The 22,459-nt window shown below is 70.9% G+C and carries 14 protein-coding genes and 2 pseudogenes; 9 read left to right on the top strand and 7 right to left on the bottom strand.

All coding sequences use genetic code 11. The annotated features are described in order from the left end of the window. The first annotated feature begins 681 nt into the window (after positions 1-681). From SLV14N_RS05215 to SLV14N_RS05205, 3 genes and pseudogenes are all read left to right on the top strand, one after another. Positions 682-1,473, top strand: a complete 792-nt coding sequence (locus tag SLV14N_RS05215) for a metal-dependent hydrolase (protein ID WP_208679946.1) — start codon at positions 682-684, stop codon at positions 1,471-1,473. A gap of 220 nt (positions 1,474-1,693) precedes the next feature. Continuing rightward, positions 1,694-1,900, top strand: a pseudogene (locus SLV14N_RS05210) (transposase); the annotation flags it as partial. Between the two features lie 330 nt (positions 1,901-2,230). Further along, positions 2,231-3,094, top strand: coding sequence for a hypothetical protein (locus tag SLV14N_RS05205; protein WP_263268317.1), 864 nt, complete (start codon positions 2,231-2,233; stop codon positions 3,092-3,094). A gap of 570 nt (positions 3,095-3,664) precedes the next feature. Here SLV14N_RS05205 and SLV14N_RS05200 read toward each other — a convergent pair. Both SLV14N_RS05200 and SLV14N_RS05195 read right to left on the bottom strand, forming a co-directional pair. Next, complete coding sequence (locus SLV14N_RS05200) at positions 3,665-5,446, bottom strand: ABC transporter ATP-binding protein (RefSeq protein WP_263268316.1); 1,782 nt, start codon at positions 5,444-5,446, stop codon at positions 3,665-3,667. Further along, on the bottom strand, positions 5,443-7,242 hold the full coding sequence (locus SLV14N_RS05195) for an ABC transporter ATP-binding protein (protein ID WP_263268314.1): 1,800 nt from the start codon (positions 7,240-7,242) through the stop codon (positions 5,443-5,445). The genes SLV14N_RS05200 and SLV14N_RS05195 overlap by 4 nt, the downstream gene beginning before the upstream one ends. Positions 7,243-7,476: 234 nt before the next feature. Here SLV14N_RS05195 and SLV14N_RS05190 point away from each other — a divergent pair, with 234 nt between their 5' ends. Beyond that, positions 7,477-8,235, top strand: coding sequence for a hypothetical protein (locus SLV14N_RS05190; protein WP_263268312.1), 759 nt, complete (start codon positions 7,477-7,479; stop codon positions 8,233-8,235). A 258-nt stretch (positions 8,236-8,493) separates the two neighbouring features. Then, entirely contained in the window at positions 8,494-9,915 is a 1,422-nt protein-coding gene (locus SLV14N_RS05185; protein WP_263268310.1) for a cation:dicarboxylate symporter family transporter, read from the top strand. Between the two features lie 55 nt (positions 9,916-9,970). Here the strand turns inward: SLV14N_RS05185 and SLV14N_RS05180 are convergent, their stop codons facing one another. Then, positions 9,971-11,386 (bottom strand): Gfo/Idh/MocA family protein, encoded by a 1,416-nt coding sequence (locus SLV14N_RS05180; protein WP_263268308.1) that lies wholly within the window; start codon positions 11,384-11,386, stop codon positions 9,971-9,973. Positions 11,387-11,717: 331 nt separating this feature from the next. Between SLV14N_RS05180 and SLV14N_RS05175 the strand changes: the two genes are divergently transcribed. Then, on the top strand, positions 11,718-13,088 hold the full coding sequence (locus tag SLV14N_RS05175) for an alpha-amylase family protein (protein ID WP_263268307.1): 1,371 nt from the start codon (positions 11,718-11,720) through the stop codon (positions 13,086-13,088). Positions 13,089-13,193: 105 nt separating this feature from the next. On the opposite strand, the gene SLV14N_RS05170 is transcribed toward SLV14N_RS05175, so the two are convergent. Then, complete coding sequence (locus SLV14N_RS05170; RefSeq protein ID WP_263268305.1) at positions 13,194-16,121, bottom strand: FAD-binding and (Fe-S)-binding domain-containing protein; 2,928 nt, start codon at positions 16,119-16,121, stop codon at positions 13,194-13,196. An 86-nt stretch (positions 16,122-16,207) separates the two neighbouring features. Then, positions 16,208-16,666 (bottom strand): MarR family winged helix-turn-helix transcriptional regulator, encoded by a 459-nt coding sequence (locus tag SLV14N_RS05165; protein WP_109894723.1) that lies wholly within the window; start codon positions 16,664-16,666, stop codon positions 16,208-16,210. A gap of 124 nt (positions 16,667-16,790) precedes the next feature. On the opposite strand from SLV14N_RS05165, the gene SLV14N_RS05160 reads away from it, so the two are divergent. Continuing rightward, positions 16,791-18,608 carry an ABC transporter ATP-binding protein gene (locus SLV14N_RS05160; RefSeq protein ID WP_263268303.1) on the top strand — a complete coding sequence of 606 codons (1,818 nt, stop codon included), beginning with the start codon at positions 16,791-16,793 and terminating at the stop codon, positions 18,606-18,608. A gap of 242 nt (positions 18,609-18,850) precedes the next feature. Here the strand turns inward: SLV14N_RS05160 and SLV14N_RS05155 are convergent, their stop codons facing one another. Further along, positions 18,851-19,684 carry a helix-turn-helix transcriptional regulator gene (locus SLV14N_RS05155; RefSeq protein WP_208679934.1) on the bottom strand — a complete coding sequence of 278 codons (834 nt, stop codon included), beginning with the start codon at positions 19,682-19,684 and terminating at the stop codon, positions 18,851-18,853. 118 nt (positions 19,685-19,802) lie between these two features. Here SLV14N_RS05155 and SLV14N_RS05150 point away from each other — a divergent pair, with 118 nt between their 5' ends. Both SLV14N_RS05150 and SLV14N_RS05145 read left to right on the top strand, forming a co-directional pair. Beyond that, positions 19,803-20,867 carry an aldo/keto reductase gene (locus SLV14N_RS05150; RefSeq protein WP_263268301.1) on the top strand — a complete coding sequence of 355 codons (1,065 nt, stop codon included), beginning with the start codon at positions 19,803-19,805 and terminating at the stop codon, positions 20,865-20,867. A 400-nt stretch (positions 20,868-21,267) separates the two neighbouring features. After that, positions 21,268-21,524: pseudogene (locus tag SLV14N_RS05145) on the top strand (aldehyde dehydrogenase family protein); the annotation flags it as partial. A gap of 31 nt (positions 21,525-21,555) precedes the next feature. Here the strand turns inward: SLV14N_RS05145 and SLV14N_RS05140 are convergent. Beyond that, on the bottom strand, positions 21,556-22,386 hold the full coding sequence (locus SLV14N_RS05140) for an SDR family NAD(P)-dependent oxidoreductase (RefSeq protein WP_263268299.1): 831 nt from the start codon (positions 22,384-22,386) through the stop codon (positions 21,556-21,558). Between the last annotated feature and the right edge of the window lie 73 nt (positions 22,387-22,459).

Here is a 22,459-nt window from a genome sequence, read left to right as displayed (position 1 = left end):
GTCGGGGCGCCGACTGATTGGGGCGCCGACTGATCGGGAGATGGAGTCGAGGCGGGGGTGGTGGCGGAGGCGGGGGGAGGGGAGGGGAGGCCTCGGGATACCGCCCACCCCACCCCACCCCACCCCACCCCACCCCACCTCGGCCCGGTCGCGAGCCCGCCCTCAACCGCTGCCATCCCAGCCCGCCTCGCCCCTACCCTCCCCCCTGCTGGTTCCCTTCACCCCGGGCCTTGCTCGCCCCTTCTCAGGCCCCGGTTCACCTCCCGCTCCACCCCATCCCCGCTTGCGCCCCTCGTCTCCTTTGTCCGCCGGTCTTTCTCCCCCTCTCGGTCCCGACTCTGCCCACCTCTTGGTCTGCCCTGCCCCTTCCCGCCCCTGACCCTTGCCTCCGAGTCCTTCGCCCCAACAATGCGCTGTGGCTGCGCCATGTCCAGAAAGTGACGCAGCGTCAGAAGTGCGGGATCGGCAGACAGCGCCTCGCAAGCAGCGCATTCCCCCGTGCAGCTGGAGTGGGCTGTCCCCATCAGGTGGGACAGGAGTTGGCTCACCCCCTCCTCGTGCGGAGATCATCTGGCGCTACGCTGAGTCGCCGACCGGGCGTCAGCGGCGCGGCTCAGCAGTGCGAGAGCCACATAACCGCGCAGGTGGACATGCGCAAGAGAACAAGGGGTGGGAAGAACCATGATGGGACCGGCGCACTCGCTGTCCGGGGCCGCGGCCTGGCTGGGGGTGGGCGCTGCGGCGGCTGCCGCCGGACACCCGATGCCCTGGCCGGTGCTCGTCTGTGGGGCTCTGATCTGTGCCGGAGCGGCGCTTGCCCCGGACCTCGACCACAAGTCCGCGACCATCTCGCGGGCCTTCGGCCCGCTGTCGCGGATGTTGTGCGAGGCGGTCGACGCCATCTCGCACGCCGTCTACAAGGCGACCAAGATGCGCGGGGACTCGAACCGCAACGGAGGTCACCGCACGCTCACTCACACCTGGGTGTGGGCCGTGCTGGTCGGTGGCGGGATGTCGCTGCTGGCGATGCAGGGCGGCCGCTGGGCGGTCCTCGGCATCCTCTTCGTCCATATGGTGCTCGCCATCGAGGGGTTGCTGTGGCGGGCGGCACGGGTGTCCAGCGATGTGCTGGTGTGGCTGCTGGGTGCGGCCTCGGCCTGGATCCTGGCCGGCATTCTCGACCAGCCGGGCAATGGTGCGAGCTGGCTGTTCACCGAGCCGGGGCAGCAGTACCTCTGGCTGGGCCTGCCGGTCGTCCTCGGCGCGCTGGTCCATGACATCGGCGATGCCCTGACCGTCTCGGGCTGCCCCGTCCTGTGGCCCATCCCGATAGGCCGTAAGCGCTGGTACCCCCTCGGCCCGCCCAAGGGCATGCGCTTCAAGGCCGGCAGCTGGGTGGAGCTGAAGGTGCTGATGCCGCTGTTCATGGTGCTGGGCGGCCTCGGCGGTCTGGGCGCACTCGGCTACATCTGACATCTCGCACGCGGCTACATCGGGCATCTGGTGTGTACCTGATGCCGAGCGTGCGGCGTCTTCCCCCTGACGCGCGCCGCGCAGCAGCAGAGCGCCGATGCGGCGGTATCGGTCACGAGGCCCTGTCGCGCTGTCGCCTTGTCGCCCTGACGCCCTGACGCAATGAGGTGGACCTGGGCCGGCAGGCGCGTCCGGGCTGTGTGCTCGGTGTCGGCCCGTCGTGGGAACGCCACCGTGCAGGGTGTCGGATGAGCTGTGGGAGCTGGTCAATCCCTTGCTCCCGCGAAAGGAGCGCCGGTTCCGTCCCCCGGGCCGAGGGCGCAAGCTGCTGGCCGACCGGCAGGTGCTGTATGGGATTCCATACGTGCTCGACAACGACATTCCGTGGGCACACAACACCCTTGCGGGGACCCGGGGTTGGGCTGGCTAGGGCCTGCCCTGCTGGAATCGGGGCAGGCTGATCAGCTCGGTGCGGGTGCGGGTGCGGGTGCGGGTGCGGGTGCGGGCGCCGGTGCCAAGCTGGGCCAGCGGGCCGTCCTCACGTGTGCACAGCTGCCCTCGACCGGATTGATGTACGGAGCGTAGGGGCGGCATGCGTCCCAAGGTGAGTCAGACGGCCCGCTCGGCAACGCGGTCGTCTGCGGATTAAGTACCTGCCCAAGTCGCCCTACACCAGGACCCTGACGTCGGCGCCTGCAAGGGGTGCGGAAGGATGTCCAGGCTCCTGCAACCCATGATGATGAGGGAACCGACCACTGTGACTCACCAGCCGCCGCAGATGCCGCAGCCCGGGTATGGCGCCCCGCAGCCGCCATACCCCGGCGCACCGGTTCCGCCGCAGAACGGCTCGACGCCGCCGACCGGACTGCCGGGCTACGAGGGGGGCGGCGCGCGCTTCGCTCCGCAGCCTCCACCTCCGCCTCCTCAGAAGCGCCGCACCGGACTGATCCTGGCCGTCGTCCTGGCGGCCGTCGTGCTGCTCGCCGGGGGCGGCTTCCTGGCGTGGTCGATGCTCGGTGGTGGCGACGACACCGAGGCGCGACAGGGGCAAGGGCAGAGTCAGGGCCAGGGACAGAGCCAGGGGCAGGGGCAGGGGCAGGGGGAGAACACCTCCGACGGAGCGAAGTTGGCAATCCCCAAGGTGGTGAAGTCGACGCCGGCTGAACTTCGCTACGACGCGAAGGCCACTGCGCAGATGTACCCGCCGGCGAAGCGGGACCCCTCGTCGTACCCGGAGTTGAAGGGTCTGACCCAGGTCGACTCGGTCTACCACCCGAAGAACAGTCCCTCGGTCGTCCTGGGTGTCCACACCGGTGGGGGGACGGTGTCCAACCCCGCGCAGCGGGTGCAGGCAGCTTTCGCCCCCAACGAGATGGCCGTCGCGCCCAAGGACTTCGATCTCCAGGACCCTGACGCGAAGGGAGCCGTCCTGCGCTGCGGGATCTCCAAGGGCGGCGGCTCCTATATCCCCCTGTGTGTCTGGGCCGACAGCACCTCGGTCGGTGACGTGATCGGGGTGGGCGACGCGTCCTCGCCCTCCCTCAAGAAGGTCGATCTGAAGACCCTTGCTCAGCAGACGAGCGACCTGCGCAAGGCCATGCGCGGCGGCTCCGTCGGCTGACCCGCCCCGCATCCCGAACCGGCGGCGCAGACTTCATGAGGTCTGCGCCGCTGTCCGGTGCCGGCATCACCGGTTGACCTGGTCCCCGCCCGGACCGGCGTGCCTGGGCGGGATTTTGTGCCTTGGCCAGGCCGGTCGCCGTCCTGCCTGGAGCAGGCCGGCTCTGTCCTGCCCTGACCAGGCCGGGCTCTGACCACCTGACGGCTCCGGTGCAACCTCTGGGCCGTCGTGGAACGCCAGGCCCCTCCCGGCCACCACGCTTAGCCCCCGCCCCGCTCCGTCACCGGACCCGGGCCGTCCCGCGGGTCACCACGCTCAGCCCCCGCCCCGCTCCGTCACCGGACCCGGGCCGTCCCGCGGGTCACCACGCTCAGCCCCCGCCCCGCTCCGTCACCGGACCCGGGCCGCTCCGGGGTCACCACGCCCAGCCCCCGGGCCGCACCGTCACCGGAGCCGACCCATTCCGTCACCGAGTCCAGCCCCCTCCCCGCCACCACACCCAACCCCCAACCCCAACCCCAGCCCATTCCGCCACCGCCCCCAGCCCACCCCTCGCCAGCCCCCCCCGCATCAGCCATGCCAGGACCGCCAAAGTGCCGCGTATGCGCCGTTGGCGGCGACCAGTTCGTTGTGGCTGCCCAGTTCGCTGATTCGGCCGTTTTCGACGACGGCGATCACATCGGCGTCATGTGCGGTGTGGAGTCGGTGCGCAATGGCCACGACCGTGCGGCCGTTCAGCACTCTGGCCAGTGAGCGCTCCAGGTGGCGGGCCGCCCGGGGGTCGAGCAGGGAGGTCGCCTCGTCCAGCACCAAAGTGTGCGGATCGGCCAGTACCAGCCGGGCCAGCGCGATCTGTTGTGCCTGGGCGGGAGTGAGGGTGTGTCCGCCCGAGCCGACCTCGGTGTCCAGCCCCTTGTGCAGGGCACGCGCCCAGTCGTCGGCGTCCACCGCGCCGAGCGCGGCCCACAGTTCGGCGTCGGCCGCTCCGGTGCGTGCCAGCAGGAGGTTGTCGCGGAGCGAGCCGACGAAGACGTGGTGTTCCTGGTTGACCAGCGCCACGTGCTCGCGGATCCGCTCGGCGGGCATCGCGGAGAGCTCGGCGCCGCCCAGGGTGACGCTCCCGACGCGGGGTCCGTAGATACCGGCCAGCAGCCGGCCCAGCGTCGATTTGCCGGCGCCGGACGGCCCGACCAGTGCCAGCCGGGACCCCGGCCGGACCCGCAGCGAGACCTCGCGCAGCACATCGACGCCCGCGCGGTAGCCGAAGCTCACCCCGTCGGCGTGGACGTCCCGGCCGTCCGGGCGCCGGTCCGCGTCGGTGGCCTCCGGTGCGATCTCCCGGACGCCGACGAGGCGCGCAATGGACACCTGGGCCACCTGCAGCTCGTCGTACCAGCGCAGGATCATGCCGAGCGGCTCGATCATCATCTGTGCCAGCAGCGCCCCCGTCGTCAGCTGGCCGGGACTCATCCAGCCCTGCAGGACGAAGGCGCCGCCGAGCAGCAACACCGCGGCGAGCAGCAGCACATGGGTCATTTCGACCACGGGGAAGAGCACCGAGCGCAGAAAGAGCGTAAAGCGTTCCCATTGGGTCCATTCCCGGATGCGGCGCTCCGACAGCGCGATCCGGCGGGCGCCCAGCCGGTGGGCCTCGACCGTACGCCCCGCGTCCACGGACTCGGTGAGCACGGCGGACACCGCGGCGTAACCGGCGGCCTCCGAACGGTAGGCGCTCGGCGCCCGCTTGAAGTACCAGCGGCAGCCGACGATCAGCAGTGGCAGCGCGATCACCACGGACAGGGCCAGCGGCGGCGCGGTCACCGTCAGCCCGCCGATCAGCAGCGCCACCCACACCACGCCGATGGTCAGTTGCGGTACGGCCTCGCGCATCGCGCTGGAGAGCCGGTCGATGTCCGTGGTGATCCGCGACAGCAGATCGCCGGTGCCGGCCCGCTCCAGTACGCCCGGCGGCAGCGCCACGGACCGTACGAGGAAGTCCTCCCGCAGATCCGCCAGCATCCGCTCGCCGAGCATCGCCCCGCGCAGCCGGACCATGCGCACGAACAGCGTCTGCGCGGCCAGCGCGACGGCGAACACCGCGATGGTGCGCTCCAGTTGGAGGTCGCGGTCGACCGCGGACAGCTGCTCGACGACGCCGCCGAGCAGATACGGGCCGGCCATGGAGGCGATCACCGCGGCGGTGTTCGCGGCGATCAGTACCGTGAACGCCCTGCGGTGGCGGCGGATCAGGCCGCCGACGTAGCCGCGGACGGTTGCCGGTGAGCCGACGGGGAGTGTCGTGAGGGTCTGCGGGGCGTCCGGATCGTGGTCCGGCGGCGCCAGGCCGATCATGCGGTCTCCTCGGTCTGGCCGGTCGACAGCGCCGGCTCGGGGTCCGTTTCGCGGGTGACGACCGCGCGGTAGGCGGGGTGGCTGTGCAGCAGTTCGCGGTGGGTGGCCGTGGCGACGGCCTTGTCCTCCTGGAGGAACACCACCTGCTCGGCCCGGTCCAGGAGGAGCGGGCTGGAGGTGAACACGACCGTCGTCCGCCCGGTCCTGACCGTCCGCAGACCGTCGGCGATCCGGGCCTCGGTGTGTGCGTCGACGGCGCTGGTGGGCTCGTCGAGCACCAGCACCTCCGGGTCGGTGACCAGCGATCTGGCCAGCGCCAGCCGCTGTCGCTGCCCGCCGGACAACGACCGCCCGCGCTCGGTGATGTAGGTGAGCATCGGGTCTCCCGAGTCGTCGGCCGAGGCCTGCGCCAGTGCGGTCAGCACATCGCCGCACTGGGCCGCGGCCAGCGCGTCCTGTGCGTCCACCTGCCCGGAGCCCGGTACGTCGAGCAGCTCGGCGAGCGTGCCGGAGAGCAGCATCGGGTCCTTGTCCTGGACGAGTACGGCCCGGCGGGCGGCGTCCCGCGGCAGGTCGTCCAGCGGGGTGCCGCCGAGGACCACGGACAGCTCGGCTCCGCCCGCTCCGTCTTGTTCCGCCTGCGCCGGGTGGCCGCCGAGGCGTTCGGCGAGCCGGCCCGCGGCGTCGGGGTCGCCGCAGACCACCGCGGTCAGCCGGCCGGCCGGGGCGGTCAGACCGCTGACCGGGTCGTGCAGAGCGCCGGTGGGCGTCGCCCCCTCGTCCCCGGTCCGTCCGCCGGCCGGCCGGTGCTGCGCCAGGACGTGGGCCGTGCGCTTCGCCGAGGGCTTGGCGAAGGAGTAGGCCTGGGCGATCTCTTCGAATCGCCGGAGCGGGGAGAGCAGGAAGGCGACCGCGCTGTAGATGGTGACGAGATCGCCGACGGCGATGGTGCCGTCGAGGGCGAGCCGGGCGCCGTACCAGACCACCGCGATGAGCAGCAGGCCCGGCAGCAGTACCTGGACGGCCGAGATCAGTGACCACATCCGGGCGCTGCGGACGGCGGCCTTGCGCACCTCCTGCGAGGCGTTGCGGTAGCGGCCGAGGAAGAGTTCCTCGCCGCCGATGCCGCGCAGGACGCGGAGCCCGGCGACGGTGTCGGAGGCCAGCTCGGTGGCCTGGCCGGCCTTCTCGCGCTGGGCGTCGGCGCGCCGGGTCGCGGGCGGCAGCAGCGGCAGGACGGCCAGCGCCAGTACGGGTACGCCGAGGGCCACCAGGACGCCCAGTTCCGGCTGGTAGACGGCCAGGGCGACGGAGACACCGACCGTGATCAGCGCCGCGGCACCGAACCGGGAGAGGGCCTCGACGAACCAGCCGATCTTTTCCAGGTCGCCGGTGCTGATGGTGACGATCTCGCCGGCCGCCACCCGACGGGTCATGGCCGAGCCCAGTTCCGTGGTCTTTCGGGCGAGCAGCTGCTGCATCCGGGCGACGGCGGTGATCCAGTTGGTGACGGCCGCGCGGTGGAGCATGGTGTCGCCGAGCGCGATCAGTACGCCCAAAGCCAGGATCAGACCGCCGGCCAGGAGGAGCCGGCCGCCGTCGCGGTCGACCACGGCCTGCACGGCGAGACCCACCGGCAGCGGGGAGGCGGCGATGGCACCGACGTTCACCAGCCCCCAGGCGAGGGCCTTGAGCTGGCCGCCGAGCTGCTGTCTGTAGAGCCACCGGAGGAAGGCGCCGCCCGTACGGACGTCCGGGACTCCCGGGTCGGGGTGCGGAAGGTCACGAAGGTGCATGCTGTTCCAGCCGAGTCGTGGTGAAGGGGCGGCAGGAGGCCGTCCCGGCAGGCGAAATGCCCCTCCCGCGCGTTTCGTCGTCGGTGGAGGTCTTGGAAGATTGGCCCGCGGACTGGGCTGATTTCAAACGGTTTTTCCGCTGTGACCACATGATTCGGACAATCATGCGGCGGCCGGTGCGGGGCGGGGCGGGCGCTGAACGGCCGTCAGGCCCAGGGTGGGACCATGGGGGTCATGCGGACAGCGGGCAGGGCGAGGCGGACGGCGGCGGTGGCCGTGGCGGGGCTGGTTCTTCTGGCGGGCTGCGGCGGCGGTGCGGGCGGCAGCCGGGACGGCGGTGGCAAGGACGACGGTGCGGCGAAGGGGGAGCGCCCCGGCGGCCCGGCCCGCGGCGGGTCGTCCACCACCCACCTCCAGCACATCCCCGAGGTCGGCCCGGCCCTGCGGTCCCGGATTCCGGCCGCTTCCCGGCAGGTCGTGGCGGTCTACGGCGCGGGCGTGAACTCCGCCGACGCCACCGTCGTCCTCTACGACAAGGGCGCCAACGGCTGGGACCGCAAGGGAAGTTGGGACGCGCACAACGGCCGGCGCGGCTGGACGGTGAATCATCACGAAGGGGACAAGCGCAGCCCCGTCGGCGTATTCACACTGACGGATGCGGGCGGTGTGCTCCCGGACCCCGGCGCCAAGCTGCCCTATACGCACTCCTCGGCGTTCACCCCGCCGTCGTACTGGGCCAAGAACACCCGTCACGACTTCGACCATGTCGTTGCGATCAACTACAACCGCGTCAAGGGGACCTCCCCGCTGGACCCGACCCGGCCGCAGGGGCAGTCCAAGGGTGGCGGGGTCTGGCTGCATCTGGACCACGGCAGCGGCACGTCCGCCTGCGTCAGCGTTTCGAAGTCCGGGATGCGGGCCTTGCTGCGCGCCCTCGATCCGGCGCGGCACCCCGTCGTCGTCATGGGGGACAAGGCGCACCTTGCGGCCTGAGGGGCTCGGCGGGCCGTAACGGGGCATGACGGGGTGCAACGGGGCTGTCCGGCGCGGGCGCGGCCGCTGGGGGCGAAAGCGGCGAGTGCGGTCATCCCTGCCCAAATCCCTCCGGGGTGCACGCTCCGCCTTGGACCAAGCTCCAAGATTTCCGGGGAAGTTACCTCGGCCTCTTTCGTGGTGAACACCAAGCGGCAATAGTGGCGGATCGCGGAAGTCCACTTCCGCATCCCAGAATCCGTCCATGGAGGAGTGCCCGTGCCGCACGCCACCGGAACTCTCGCCCGCCGCGCAGGCCGTCACCTGCGCACCAGCCTGTTCACCCAGGTCCTCATCGCCCTGGCCCTCGGCGTTCTCGTCGGACGCCTGTGGCCGGAGGCGGGTACGTCGCTCCAGCCGCTCGGTGACGGCTTCGTACGCCTGATCAAGGCGATGATCGCGCCCCTGGTCTTCTGTGTGGTCGTCGCCGGCATCACCAAGGCGGGCGACCTCAAGGCCTTCGGCCGGATCGGGGTCAAGGCCCTGATCTGGTTCGAGGTGGCGACCAGCATCGCGCTCGTTGCCGGTCTGCTGGCCGCCAATGTCTTCAACCCCGGTGCCGGGATGCATGTCGACCCGGCGTCCCTGGACAAGGGCGCGGTGGATGCCAAGACGGGCGGCGGACAGCTGCCCTCCACCGCCCAGTTCGTCCTGGAGTCGCTGCCGAACAGCGCGGTCGGCGCCTTCGCCGAGAACTCGCTGCTGCAGGTCCTGGTACTGGCCTGCCTGGTGGGCGCCGCGCTGCTGCACCTCGGGCAGACGAAGGTGCCGCAGATCCTGCCGCTGATCGAGCAGGCCCAGGACGTGGTGTTCACCGTCGTCGGCTTCATCATGAGGCTCGCCCCGCTCGCGGTCCTCGGTGCCACCGCCCACCTGGTGGGGGAGTACGGCCTGGGCGCGATGTCGACGTACGGCAAGCTGATCGCGGTCTGTTACGGCGTCGCGCTGGCCTTCCTGGTCCTGCTCGCGGGTGCCCTCAAGGCCGTCACCGGGCTGAGCCTGTGGAGGTTCGTCCGCTACACCCGCGAGGAGCTGCTGCTGGCGCTCGGCACCGGCTCCAGTGAGACCGTGATGCCGCGGATGATGCAGAAGCTGCGGGCCGCGGGCTGCCGGGACGACGCGGTGGGCCTGGTGCTGCCGACCGGCTACTCCTTCAACCTCGACGGCGCCTCGATCTACCTCTCCATCGGCACGCTCTTCATCGCGCAGGCCATCGGCGTCGATCTGTCGCTCGGTCAGCAGATCACCGTGGTGCTGGTACTGATGCTGACCAGCAAGGGCATGGCGGGTGTACCGGGTTCGGCGTTCCTCGCGCTGTCCGCGACGGCCTCCGCGCTGGGGGTCGTCCCGGCCTCCGCGGTCGCCCTGCTGCTCGGCGTCGACCGGATCATGGACTCGATGCGGGTGGCGACCAACCTGCTCGGCAACTGTGTCGCGGTCTTCGCGGTCTCCCGCTGGGAGGGCGCACTGGACCGGGTGACGGCGAAGAAGGTCATGAACGGTGAAGAGCCGGCTTCCGCCCCGGCCGACGGGCCGGCGGAGCAGGACCGGGTGTCCCAGCGGGCGGAATCCGGGCCGCACACACCGCCCGAAGCGGTGGCCGAACCGGGCGCCGCGGCCGCCCCGCCCCGAGACACCTGAGGCGGTGGGCCCGGCCGGCGCGCGGCCGCCGCCGGGCCCGGAGCGCACCCGGCTCCTACTCCTCGGGCTTCTTCGAATCCATCCCCGGCCGCGCCTTCTTCCACAGTCCGCGGGTGAAGTCGGGAATCTCCTGCGGGGCGCCCTTCGCCTTGATCGACAGATCGCTCAGCGGCACCGGTGCGGTCCAGGTCGCCGCGTCATAGACGTCGAAGTCCGGTACGAGGCCCAGCCGCATGCACTGCATCAGCCGGAAGACCAGCATGTAGTCCATGCCGCCGTGCCCGCCGGGCGGGTTGGCGTGCTCCTTCCAGAGCCAGTGGTCCCACTCCGCGTACTTGCTGAAGTCGCCCCACTCGTCGTTGCTCTGGTCCGGCTCCAGATAGATCCGCTCGGGGTAGTCCTCGAAGACGCCCTTGGTGCCGCCGAGGCTGTTGATCCGGCTGTAGGGGTGCGGAGTGGAGACATCGTGCTCCAGCCGGATCACCCGCCCCTTGGCGGTCTGTACGAGGCTGATGGTCCGGTCGCTCTCGATGTACGACTCCTTCCAGCTGGGGTCGTTCGCCGGCATGTGCTCCTTGCGGTAGGCGGCGAGTCCGAGCGCGGGCGTACCGAAGCTGGAGATCCGTACGGCGCGGTCGCCGCGGTTGATGTCCATGTAGTTGGCGACCGGGCCGAAGCCGTGGTTGGGGTAGAGGTCGCCGCGCAGCCGGGTGTGCCACAGCCGGCGCCAGGGCCCCTCGTAGTACTCGGGGTCGAACATCAGGCCGCGCAGATCGTGGTTGTATGCGCCGGCGCCGTGCAGCAGATCGCCGAACAGGCCCGCATGGGCCATCCGCAGCACCCGCATCTCGTTCTTGCCGTAACAGCAGTTCTCCAGCTGCATACAGTGTCTGCGGGTGCGCTCGGAGAGGTCCACCAGCTCCCACAGCTGGTCCAGGCGCAGCGCGAGGGGGCACTCCACGCCCACATGCTTGCCGTTGAGCATCGCGGTCTTCGCCATGTCGAAATGCCAGTCCCAGGGCGTGGCCACGTAGACGAAGTCGATGTCGCCGCGCTTGCAGAGGTTCTCGAAGTCATGCTCGCCGTTGGTGTAGACGGCGGGCGCCGGCTGTCCCGCGGTGGTGACCTTCTTGGCGGCCTTGGCGGTCTTCTCCTTCACCGGGTCGCACAGGGCGACGACGCGGACGCCCGGCACCGCGAGAAAGAGGTCGATCATGCTGTCGCCCCGGTTGCCGAGGCCGATGATGCCGACGCGTACGGTGCTGCGCCGCTCGAACGGCACCCCGATCATCGTCCGGCCCGTGGCGCGGGGGGAGGCGGCGGCCGTCGCGGTTCCGGCGGCGGCGGCCGATCCGGCCGAGAGGCCGCCGAGCCCCAGGCCGGCGCCCGCCGCACCGGCGGTCCACAGGACCGAACGGCGGCTCGGCCCCGCCTCGTTGTGGTCGTCGTTCTGCGATGGTGCCTCGTTCATCGGTCCTCCAGGAGCGGTGGTCTGCCGGGGCCTACGTGAACCTCGGTCAGGACCCTGTCGGCCGGAGGCCTGAGGCACAAGAGGGCCGATTGGACTCTTGTTACGGCACGCTTGGACTCTTTGCCGTATTACCGGACCCATGGCGGCAAGACCGGACGCGCCACCGCCAGCACCTTTCGCAAGTCACTGAAAAGCCTTGCAGAAAGCCTTGACGTGTCCACAAGGCAAACGGCAGGCTCCGGTACGGAAATCCCCCCACGACGGCCCGGCGCGTGGCTGCTCTCGTGGGCGCGGTGCGCGCTGCCGCGCCCCATGACCAAGGAGCCGCAAGATGCAGCAACGTTCCCGTGTGCTGGGCGGGGCGCTGGCCGGAGTGCTGGCCGCGGCCGGCCTCGCCACCTTCGCGCCGTGGTCCTCCCAGGCCACCCCTCCCGGCGAAAAGACCGTCACCGCCACGCTGTTCGAGTGGAAGTACGCGGACGTCGCCAAGGCGTGCACCGATGAGCTCGGTCCGGCCGGCTATGGCTACGTCGAGGTCTCACCGGCCTCCGAGCACATCCAGGGCGACCAGTGGTGGACCTCCTACCAGCCCGTCAGCTACAAGATTGCCGGACGGCTCGGCGACCGGACCGCGTTCGCCTCGATGGTCAGCGCCTGCCACACCGCGGGCGTCAAGGTCATCGCCGACGCCGTCATCAACCACATGGCGGCCGGCTCCGGTACGGGCACCGGCGGCACCCGGTACACCAAGTACGACTACCCCGGCACCTACCAGGACCAGGACTTCCACGGCTGCCGCAAGAGCATCTCCGATTACGGCGACCGCAATGACGTCCAGACCTGCGAACTGGTGGGCCTCGCCGACCTCGACACCGGCCGTGACTACGTCCGCACCACCATCGCCAAGTACCTCGACGACCTGCGGTCACTGGGCGTGGACGGCTTCCGGGTGGACGCCGCCAAGCACATCTCCGCCGCCGACCTCGCCGCCATCAAGGGCACGATGCGCGACCCCGGTTACTGGGTGCAGGAGGTCATCCACGGCGCCGGTGAGGCGGTGCAGCCCGAGGAGTACACCGGCAACGGCGACGTCGACGAGTTCCGTTACGGCCACCACCTCAAGAGCGCCTTCCAGGGCGGCAACCTCGACCGGCTCAAGTCCATCGCGGACGGCAAGCTCGGCAGCGACAAGGCCCGTACCTTCGTCGACAACTGGGACACCGAGCGCAACGGCTCGACGCTCACCTACAAGGACGGCGCGGCCTACACCCTCGCCAATGTCTTCATGCTCGCCTCGCCCTACGGGTCGCCGAACGTCCACTCCGGCTACGAGTGGTCCGACAAGGACGCCGGACCGCCCAGCGGAAGCGGCGGCTGGACCCGTCAGCACGCCAAGCGGGCGATCACCGGGATGGTCGGCTTCCGCAACGCGGTGGGCTCGGCGGAGCTGACCGACTGGTGGGACAACGGCGGCAGCGCCCTTGCCTTCGGCCGCGGCGGCAAGGGCTTCGTCGCCCTCAACAACGGTGACGCGGAGCTGAAGCAGACCTTCGCGACCTCGCTGCCCGCCGGCACCTACTGCAATGTCGTGGCGGCCGCGCCGTCCGCGTGCGACGGCCACACGGTCACCGTGGGAGACGACGGGAAGGCACAGCTCTCGGTCCCGGCCAAGGGAGCGGTGGCGCTGCACCGCACGCGCTGACCGGCGCGCTGCCACACCCGCCGGGCGGACGTTCGGCCCCCGGCGGGTGCGGGACGCCGGCCGTTCCGCACCCGCCGCCGGGCCCCGTACCGCACCGCACGCCCCTCAAGCGGGCCGGGTGGCCAACTCCAGCGCCTGGAGGGCCGAGTAGTAGCCCCGGCCCGCCGTCGCATGGTCCATTCCGACCTCGCACATCCGGTTGGCCGACAGATGCGCGTCGAAGTGCCGGGCGGTCACCTCGGCCGCCTCCTTCGCGGTGGCCGACTCGGTCAGCTCCTTGTGCAGCATCCCGCGGTCACCGGCGAACGCACAGCAGCCCACGTCGTCCGGCACCACGACCTCCCGCGCACAGGCCTCGGCGACCCGGCGCAGCTGTGTCCCGTCGCCCAAGTGCTGCATGGCGCAGGTGGGATGGAGCACCGCCGAGCCGACCGTGCGCACGATCTCCAGGCGGGGCAGCAGCTCCTCGGCGGCCCAGACGACCGAGTCGACGACCGTCAGCCCGGCATGCAGTGTGCGATTGCCGGGCGTCAGATACGGCACGACCTCATGGGCGATGCCCAGCGTGCACGAGGAGGCGTCCACCACCAGCGGCAGCCGCCCGCCGGCCGTCCAGCCCCAGGCCGCCTCGACGATCCGGTTGGCCATCAGCGCCGCGCCGCGCTCGTACCCCTTGGAGTGCCAGATCGTGGCGCAGCAGGTACCGGCCACCTCCGGGATCCACACCGGCCGGCCCGCCCGCCGCGACACCGCCACCATCGCCTCGGGCAGGGGAAGACCGTGAAATCCGGCGGGCGGACCGAAGATCCGGTTCACACATGCCGGGTAGTAGACCGCGGCCGCTCCCGCCCTCCGGGTCGCGGGCCGGGCCCGGGGCGCCGCGCCGGGAATCCGCGGCAGCCACTCGGGCACCAGGTCGGGGCGTACGGCCCTGCGGGCGGCGCCGGTCACCGACATCAGCAGCCGGTCACCGATCCGGTCGGCGGCGGCCACCGCCAGCCGCGCCGCCTTCTCGACGGCCTTGAACTGCCGGGCGGACTGCGCGGCGACCCACTCCTCGCGCGGAGTGTGGCGCCGGTGCCGGAAGTCCTTCATCAGCGCGCCGGTGTCGATCCCCACCGGGCAGGCCAGTGCGCAGACCGAGTCGCCGGCGCAGGTGTCCACCGCGTCATAGCCGTAGGAGTCCAGCAGCTCGGTGGTGACGGGGGAGCCGGCCGACTGACGCAGCATCTCGCGGCGCAGCACGATCCGCTGGCGGGGGGTGGTGGTCAGGTCCCCGCTCGGGCAGGCCGGTTCGCAGAAGCCGCATTCGATGCACGGGTCGGCGCGCGCCTCGACCCGGGGAATGGTCTTCAGCCCGCGCAGATGCGCCCGCGGGTCGCGGTCGAGCAGGACGCGCGGTGCCAGGATGCCGTGCGGGTCCACGGTCTCCTTGATCCGCCACATCAACTCCGTTGCCCGGCGGCCCCATTCGAGCTCCAGGAACGGCGCGATGTTCCGGCCGGTGGCGTGTTCCGCCTTCAGCGACCCGTCGAAGCGCTCGACGGTCAGCCGGCAGAACTCGTCCATGAACGCGGCGTAGCGGTCCACCTCGGCCGGCTTCGCCGCGTCGAAGGCGAGCAGGAAGTGCAGATTGCCGTGTGCGGCGTGGCCCGCCACCGCCGCATCGAAACCGTGCCGGGACTGCAGCTCCAGCAGGGCCGTACAGGCCTCGGCGAGCCGGGCCGGCGGCACCGCGAAGTCCTCGGTGATCAGCGTCGTCCCGGGCGGCCGGGAGCCGCCCACCGCCGTCACGAACGCCTTACGGGCCTTCCAGTAGCCGCCGATCGCCCCCGCGTCCCGGGTGAAGACATTGGTGACGGACGGGACCGGCGCGACCAGCTCCAGTTCCGTCAGCACCCGCGCCGCGGCCCGTTCGTACGCTTCCTGGCCGGCCTCGTCGGGCGCCCGGAACTCCACCAGCAGGGCGGTGGTCTGCTGGGGCAGCGCCGCCCAGTCGGCCGGTACCCCGGCCACGCGCACCGAGGCGCGCAGCGTGTTGCCGTCCATCAGCTCCACGGCCCGCGCGCCCGCCGCGTTGAACCGCGGTACGGCCGCGGCCGCGGCGCCGAGCGTCGGGAAGAACAGCAGCGCACTGGAGGTGTACCGGTCCAGCGGCAGGGTGTCGAAGACGGTCTCGGCCACGAAGCCGAGGGTGCCCTCGGAGCCGACCATCAGCCCGCGCAGGATCTCCACCGGGGTCGCGCCGTCGAGGAAGGCGTCCAGGCGGTAGCCGTTGGTGTTCTTGATCTCGTACTTGGCGCGGATCCTGGCCACCAGTTCCGGATCCGCCTCGATCTCCGCCTTCAGCGCCAGCAGGCCCGCGCACAGCGCCGGTTCGGCGTCCGCCAGCTCGGCGTCGGCGTCCGGTTCCGCGGTGTCCACGATCGTGCCCGACGGCAGCACGAGGGTGACCGAGGCCAGCGTCCGGTAGGAGTTACGGGTGGTGCCGGCCGTCATCCCGGAGGCGTTGTTGGCGACCACTCCGCCCACTGTGCAGGCGACGGCGCTGGCCGGATCGGGCCCGAGCAGCCGCCCGTAGCGGGCCAGGGTGGTGTTGGCGCGCAGCACGGTGGTGCCCGGCCGGATGCGGGCGCGGGCCCCGTTGTCGAGCACCTGGAGGCCCGTCCAGTGCCGGCGGACGTCGACGAGGATGTCCTCGCCCTGCGCCTGGCCGTTGAGCGAGGTCCCGGCGGCCCGGAAGACGACCTCGCGGCCCTTGCCGTGCGCGTAGGAGAAGACCGCGGAGATGTCGTCGAGGTCCTCGGCCACCACCACGACCTGCGGGACGAAGCGGTACGGGCTGGCGTCGGAGGCGTAGCGGACCAGGTCGGAGATCTTGTGGAGCACCTTGTCCGCGCCGAGCAGCGCGATCAGATCACCGCGCAGCGGCTCGGGGGTGCCGGACGCCCACGGGCCGGCCACCCGGTCGTGGGCCGGGCCGCCGGTGGCGGTGGGCCGCAGGGTCTCGGGGTCCGGCTCCAGCAGGGGCATGGCGGCACTCCTCCGGTTGACTCGGCGTCAGGGCCTGTCCGGTGGGCCGGCGCGGGCCCGCGCCGGCCCACCGGACAGGCCGTGGCTCAGTGCGGGGCCCCCGGCCCGTCGACCAGGGTGGACAGCAGTCCGCCGAGCACCTCGCGCTGATCGGCGGTGAGCGGTGCCAGGATCTCCTCCGCCGCGGCCCGCCGTGCGCTGCGCAACGCCCGCAGTGTGGAACGGCCGGTGTCGGTGAGCTCGATCCGGATCACCCGCCGGTTGGCCGGATCGGGCACCCGGCGCACCGCGCCATGGGTCTCCAGCGCATCCACCAGCGTGGTCACCGCCCGTGGGACGACCTCCAGCCGCTCGGCGAGGTCGGCCATCCGCGGCGGGGTGTCGCGGTAGTGGTCGACGATCCGCAGGAGCCGGGACTGCGCGGGGGTGAAGGCGATGTCCAGGTGTGCCAGATGGTGCTTCTGGGCGCGGTGCATCCGGCGGGTCAGCCGTACCAGCTGCTCGGCGAGGTTCGTGGTGCTGACCGTCGGCTCGGGGGAGGGCATACGGCGAGGATAGCGGACAGCAGGACTTAATTCATTGTGAGCATAGGTAACAATGAGCTAGGCTCCACGATGCTTGCTTCCCCGTACGCCCCTGCCTGACGTCCGCACGCCCTCGAAGGAGCCCATGCGCAGCGACGAACCCCAGTGGACCCCACCGCCCAAGGACCCGGAAAAACCGGTCCAGTTGCGGCGGATCCTTGCCCTCTTCCGCCCCTACCGCGCCCGGCTCGCCCTCGTCGGCCTGCTCGTCGGCGCCTCCTCCCTGGTCTCGGTCGCCTCCCCGTTCCTCCTCCGCGAGATCCTGGACGTGGCGATCCCCGGCCGGCGCACCGGACTGCTGACCCTGCTCGCCCTCGGCATGATCGTCACCGCTGTCGTCACCAGTGTGTTCGGGGTGCTGCAGACCCTGCTGTCCACCACCGTCGGCCAGCGTGTGATGCACGATCTGCGCACCGCGGTCTACGCCAAGCTCCAGCGGATGCCGCTGGCCTTCTTCACCCGCACCCGTACTGGCGAGGTCCAGTCCCGGATCGCCAATGACATCGGCGGTATGCAGGCCACGGTCACCTCCACCGCCACCTCCCTGGTCTCCAACCTGACCTCCGTCGTTGCCACCGTCTGCGCCATGCTCGCCCTCGACTGGCGGCTGACCGTCGTCTCCCTGCTGCTGCTTCCGCTCTTCGTCTGGATCAGCCGCCGGGTCGGCAACGAACGCAAGAAGATCACCACCCAGCGGCAGAAGCAGATGGCCGCCATGTCCGCGATGGTCACCGAGTCCCTCTCCGTCAGCGGCATCCTGCTCGGCCGCACGATGGGCCGCGCCGACTCCCTCACCCGGACCTTCGCCGGCGAATCCGAGCGCCTGGTCGACCTGGAGGTCCGCGCCAGCATGGCCGGCCGCTGGCGGATGGCCACCATCGGGATCGTCATGGCCGCCATGCCCGCGCTGATCTACTGGGCGGCCGGTCTGGTCCTCCAGCTCGGCGGCCCGGTCTTCTCCCTCGGCACCCTGGTCGCCTTCGTCTCGCTCCAGCAGGGCCTGCTGCGCCCCACCGTCTCCCTGCTGTCCACCGGCGTCCAGATGCAGACCTCGCTCGCGCTCTTCCAGCGCATCTTCGAATACCTCGATCTGCCGGTCGCCATCACCGAGCCCGCCGAGCCGGTCCGTATCGCGGCCCCGCGTGGTGAAGTCCGCTTCGAGAACGTGACGTTCCGCTACGACCCCGAGGCCGCCCCCACCCTCGACGGCATCGATCTGACCGTCCCCGCCGGCGGCAGCCTCGCCGTCGTCGGGGAGACCGGCAGCGGCAAGAGCACCCTGAGCTATCTCGTGCCGCGGCTCTACGACGTGACCGGGGGCCGGGTCACCCTCGACGGCACGGACGTCCGCGACCTCGACTTCGACACCCTCGCGCGCTCGGTCGGCGTGGTCTCCCAGGAGACCTACCTCTTCCACGCCTCGGTCGCCGACAACCTCCGCTTCGCCAAGCCGGACGCCACCGACGCGGAGATCGAACGCGCCGCCAGGGCCGCCCAGATCCACGACCACATCGCCGCCCTCCCTGACGGCTACGACACCCTCGTCGGCGAGCGCGGCTACCGCTTCTCCGGCGGCGAGAAACAGCGCCTCGCCCTCGCCCGGACCATCCTGCGCGACCCGCCCGTCCTCGTCCTGGACGAGGCGACCAGCGCCCTGGACACCCGCACCGAACACGCCGTGCAGCAGGCCATCGACGAGCTGTCCGAGGGCCGCACCACCCTCACCATCGCGCACCGCCTCTCCACGGTCCGCGACGCCGACCAGATCGTCGTGCTGGACGCCGGGCGGATCGCCGAGTGCGGCACCCATGACGAGCTGCTCGCCGCCGAGGGCCGCTATGCGGCGCTGGTACGGCGTGACGCATACCTCACCCCGGTCGGTGATCAGGTCATGGCCCCGTAAGTGACCCGCGGGTAAGGTCGGATGCGCGGCGGCCAGTTCAATGGTCGGGGTGGCCGCCGCACCTATCCCTCGGCATGGGGTGGCATTTCTTAGGACGGGGTGGCATTTCCACGCCCGCTCCTGGAGTTTCCCAGTAGCAGCGCATCCATGTGGTCACCGGTCCATGATGACGGTGCCGGCGACTGTCCCGGCTGTCTCGCCGAAGGGGCCCGACTCCTTTCGTCTGCTCGAAGTGTCCGACATCACGGTGCGCACAACCGATCCAATGCCGACTGGCTCTCATCGTCCGCGGCGCGGTAGATCACCAACCGCTGGTCCGGATCTTGAAGCGGCATCAGCACTTCGAAATGCACTGCGATCACACCGGCGTCAGGATGACGCAGCACCTTGCGCCCGCGGCCGTTGACCTTGATGTCTCGCTCGGCCCACCATCGCGCGAATTCCTCGTCATGAGTGGTGAATTCGGCGATGAGGTCGGTCAACGCCTGATCCTCAGGATGCGCGGCCCACGCAGCGCGCAGGTGGGCGATCCCCTCCCGCACGACGCGTTCGCGGTCGACATAGAACTCACGGATCTCCGGATGCATCAGGCACAGCCACATCGCATTGCGCCGCGACGGCGGCAGGGTGTCGAAATCCAGTAGCAGCCTCGCCATTTCGCCGTTCCAGGCCAGGATGTCGTAGCGGTGGTTCATCAGCATGGCCGGCAGCGGCGACAGGTCGGCGACCAGCCGGGCCAGCGGCGGCGCGGCAGTGGTGGCGGGCTTGCCGGCGTTGCGAGGGCGCTGCCGGGCCAGGTTGAAGAGGTAGGCGCGTTCGTCGGGGGCCAGGCGCAGTGCCCGGGCCAGCGCCTCCACCACGTTCGCTGAGGGTCGCAGCCCGCGGCCCTGTTCCAGCCGCACGATGTAGTCGATGCTGACCCCGGCCAGTTCGGCGACCTCTTCGCGGCGCAATCCCGGGGTCCGCCGGGCCTGCCGACGCGACGGCAGGCCGAAATCGTGCGGGTCCAGGCGTTCGCGCCGGGTCCGCAGGAACGCGGCCAACTCCTGTGTCGTGTCCACGGTGCGGGTCATCATGTTCGATCCAACAGCCAGGGTAGGACTGGTCTTCCCAGGAACTTCTTTCCCTTACCCCCGGCTCGCGGCGGTCACAGGCTTGTTTTTCGACAACGGATCACAAGCACAGGAGGACACGATGTCGCTCACCCTCGACACCTACCGGCTGCTGGGCCGCTCCGGGCTGCGGGTCTCACCGCTGGCGCTGGGCGCGGCGACCTTCGGCACCGATTGGGGCTGGGGCGCCGAGCGGGACGAGGCGCGCAAGCTGTTCGACCTCTACGTCGAGCGCGGCGGCAACTTCATCGACACCGCCAGCACCTACACCAATGGCAGCTCCGAGCGACTGCTGGGCGAATTCACCCGCGACCACCGCGAAAGCCTGGTGCTGGCAACGAAATACTCGACGCTGCGCCGGCCCGGCGATCCGAATTCCGGGGGCCCTCACCGCAAGAGCCTGTTCGCGTCGGTGGAAGCCAGTCTGCGACAGCTGAATACGGACTACATCGATCTGCTCTACCTGCACCTGTGGGATTTCACGACGCCGGTCGAGGAGATCCTGCGCGGCCTGGATGATCTGGTCCGGCAGGGCAAGGTCTTGTACGTCGCGATCTCCAATGCCCCGGCCTGGCAGGTGTCACGCATGCAGGCGATCGCCGACCTGCGCGGCTGGTCGCCGCTGGTCGCGCTGCAGATCGAATACAACCTGATCGAGCGCACCGGGGAACGTGACCTGATCCCCATGGCACGCGAGATGGGGTTGGGGGTGATCCCGTGGTCACCGCTGGCCGGCGGGGTGCTCACCGGCAAGTACAGCCGCCACGACCTGACCGCGCCGAACGTGGCATTCGACGACGGCACCCGCAAGAGCGTCACCATCGCCAACGGTGCGCTCACCGACCGTAACCTCGCCATCGTGGATGTCGTGACGGAGGTCGCCACGGAGCTGGCCCGCACACCCGCCCAGGTCGGGCTGGCCTGGACCCTGCAGAACCCGGGCGTGACGGCACCGGTCATCGGCGCCCGCACCCCCGCGCAGCTGGAGGGCAATCTGGGCGCCCTGGAGACCGACTTCACCGCCTCCCAACTGGCCCGCCTCGACAAGGCAGGAGCGATCGGACTCGGCTTCCCGCACGACATGCTCGCCCGCGAAACGACCTGGACGCTGACCCGCGGCGACCTGAAGGTCGAAACCCGCCGCTGATACCTGATCGAGCCCCGCGGGCAGCACCGTGAGATTCGGCCACGCGATGTGGGATCCCACATCAAAGGGCCCCGGAGTCGGCCGGGTCGTCCAGCCACACCCTTGCGCCCTGGGCGGTCACGGTCAGACCGAACCGGGTGTGGTCCGGCTTTCGCGGCGGAATCGGCCGCGGCGAGCCGGTCACCCGCGGCGCGGTAGGTCGTGGCGTAGGCCTGGGCATGGAAGGAGGCGGGTCCGGCCGGCCGTGCGAAGTACAGCGACACCGTCAGCGACTCGAACGGAGCCACGTGCACCTCAGCGGCGTCGCTGTAGATCTCCCCGCCCACCGGGGGTCCGTACCGACCGGGTCCCGCCGAAGGTGAGGGGGCGTACCGAGCCGGCCTTCACTCCCGACCGGCGGACCGGACGGCGGCTGCTCACCGAAACCTCCTCCGGCGCGGTGGGCTTCGGGCGGCCCAACGCCCATCTCACCGTCCCCGGACCGCCGTTCGGCGTGGCCGGCGAGAACGGCCTCGGTCGCTGCACGGGCGTGACTCGGTCGAGACGTTCAGCAACGCCAAGGCCGTGCTCGACAAACCCCTCTTCCCCGACACCGTGCGGGCCGCCTACCCGCCCTTCATCACAGCCAAGGCGCGGCAGATCCGCCGGTTCAGGTGAGCGCCGGGCGGGCCGCTCAGGGGCCCCGAGGTCACCCGGCCTGCACATCCCGGTCGATAAGGATGTGCGTCAGCTTCATCAGGCGCTCCCGGGCCTCGGTGTCGTAGGCCTGGGCGTGTGCCCGGGTGTCGGTGAACCGGTCGAAGTAGCGGCCTGTGGTGGTGGCGAGATCCGGGTCGAGCAGCAGCCGGACCGTCGGGCGGACCCCCTCCTCGATGCCGATGACCGGAGTCAGGCCGTACGCGCGCACCCCGTCGGTGTCCATCAGATGGGCCGGATGGAGCGTGTTGACCGTGACACCGGTGCCTGCCAGCTCGTCGGACAGATGGAAGGTCGCCATGATCAGGGCGAGCTTGCTCCGGCAGTAGGCGCGCAGCCCCTCGTAGTCCCGCTCCAGCATGACGTTGTCGAAGTCGATGGCCTCCTGCCCGATCGAGGCGACGTTCACCACGCGGGCCGGCGCCGAGGCGGTCAGCAGTGGCAGCAGCGCACGGGTGAGGGCGTACGGGGCGAGGTGATTCACCGCGAACCGCAGCTCATGGCCCTGCCGGCTCACCTCGCGCCGGAGCGGCTCGGCGCCGCCGCCCGCAACGGCGTTGTTGATCACACCGTCGATCCGGGGTTCCGCCGCCCGGATGCGGTCGGCCATCGCGTGCACCTCATCGAGATCGGCCAGATCCGCGAGGTAGGTACGGACGGTGGCCTCGGGGGCGGCGGCTCGTACCTCGGCCGCCACCTTGTCGAGACGGCCACGGTCACGGCCGTGCAGCAGAACGGTGCCACCGCGGGCGGCGAGATCGAGCGCGAGGCCGCGGCCCATTCCCTGGGTGGCGCCGGTGATCAAAGTGGTACGTCGAGTCATGACAGCCAGCCTGACGGCCCGGCGCGATGACCGGCAGTGTCTGCTGAACCTGGTGTCGCCACCACCAGGCACC

The sequence above is a fragment of the Streptomyces sp. Je 1-4 4N24 genome (assembly GCF_026239515.1).
GTDB lineage: Bacteria > Actinomycetota > Actinomycetes > Streptomycetales > Streptomycetaceae > Streptomyces > Streptomyces nigrescens.
Note: the sequence above shows the minus strand (reverse complement) of the source record. Positions and strands in the feature narration are given on the sequence as shown.

What these genes read in the sequence shown, in the direction of transcription:
- SLV14N_RS05195 (WP_263268314.1), bottom strand. Translation starts at nt 7,242, where the DNA reads ATGCACCTTCGTGACCTTCCGCACCCCGACCCGGGAGTCCCGGACGTC.
- SLV14N_RS05190 (WP_263268312.1), top strand. Translation starts at nt 7,477, where the DNA reads ATGCGGACAGCGGGCAGGGCGAGGCGGACGGCGGCGGTGGCCGTGGCG.
- SLV14N_RS05165 (WP_109894723.1), bottom strand. Translation starts at nt 16,666, where the DNA reads ATGCCCTCCCCCGAGCCGACGGTCAGCACCACGAACCTCGCCGAGCAG.
- SLV14N_RS05140 (WP_263268299.1), bottom strand. Translation starts at nt 22,386, where the DNA reads ATGACTCGACGTACCACTTTGATCACCGGCGCCACCCAGGGAATGGGC.
- SLV14N_RS05175 (WP_263268307.1), top strand. Translation starts at nt 11,718, where the DNA reads ATGCAGCAACGTTCCCGTGTGCTGGGCGGGGCGCTGGCCGGAGTGCTG.
- SLV14N_RS05200 (WP_263268316.1), bottom strand. Translation starts at nt 5,446, where the DNA reads ATGATCGGCCTGGCGCCGCCGGACCACGATCCGGACGCCCCGCAGACC.
- SLV14N_RS05155 (WP_208679934.1), bottom strand. Translation starts at nt 19,684, where the DNA reads ATGATGACCCGCACCGTGGACACGACACAGGAGTTGGCCGCGTTCCTG.
- SLV14N_RS05170 (WP_263268305.1), bottom strand. Translation starts at nt 16,121, where the DNA reads ATGCCCCTGCTGGAGCCGGACCCCGAGACCCTGCGGCCCACCGCCACC.
- SLV14N_RS05150 (WP_263268301.1), top strand. Translation starts at nt 19,803, where the DNA reads ATGTCGCTCACCCTCGACACCTACCGGCTGCTGGGCCGCTCCGGGCTG.
- SLV14N_RS05160 (WP_263268303.1), top strand. Translation starts at nt 16,791, where the DNA reads ATGCGCAGCGACGAACCCCAGTGGACCCCACCGCCCAAGGACCCGGAA.
- SLV14N_RS05215 (WP_208679946.1), top strand. Translation starts at nt 682, where the DNA reads ATGATGGGACCGGCGCACTCGCTGTCCGGGGCCGCGGCCTGGCTGGGG.
- SLV14N_RS05180 (WP_263268308.1), bottom strand. Translation starts at nt 11,386, where the DNA reads ATGAACGAGGCACCATCGCAGAACGACGACCACAACGAGGCGGGGCCG.